1 protein-coding gene is annotated in these 530 nt (G+C 32.8%); it reads left to right on the top strand.

The features are described 5' to 3' along the window. Nucleotides 1–101: 101 nt before the first annotated feature. The coding region (locus JKG61_RS22810) for a hypothetical protein (protein WP_202105315.1) at nt 102–530 on the top strand (429 nt) is incomplete at its 3' end.

The following is a 530-nucleotide window of genomic DNA, read 5'->3' as shown; positions in this document are numbered from 1 at the left end:
TAGAATCGTTCCGAAATCCTTACCGAACACTAATTGCTTCAAATAAAGATGGAATTTACAGTTTTGAATTAGATTCATTGGATGTCTGGACTTGGATTAATATGAATTTATCATTTCAAAAGTTAGGTGGAATTGAAGTGCCAAATATTATGGAAGAAATGTTAGTCGAAGTTGATGATAGTGTGCATGTTAAACTGAAACCTAAAAGAGGAATGTTTTTTTCCATTGAAGATGGTTATAATAATAATATCCCTATGCTCAGAGATAATTGGGATGCTACATTTTCAGGACGGGGGGCTACCAAATACGAAGTTTTGTGGAAGATTAAGCAATTGAATGAAGGTGCTAGAAGAACTGATTTGATGAAGGGTATGATAGGAAATAATGTGGTTAATAGTATAAAGCTTCAATTTCAATTGCGAGATGAATCATTATTAATTCTAGATACTTACAAATCTAAATTAAATCCTAATACATATAAACTATTGGAGCTTCAGGTTATGGGGGCTTTAGGATATGAATTGGGGCGA

The organism is Sphingobacterium faecale, from assembly GCF_016746095.1.
Taxonomy (GTDB): domain Bacteria; phylum Bacteroidota; class Bacteroidia; order Sphingobacteriales; family Sphingobacteriaceae; genus Sphingobacterium; species Sphingobacterium faecale.
Note: the sequence above shows the minus strand (reverse complement) of the source record. Positions and strands in the feature narration are given on the sequence as shown.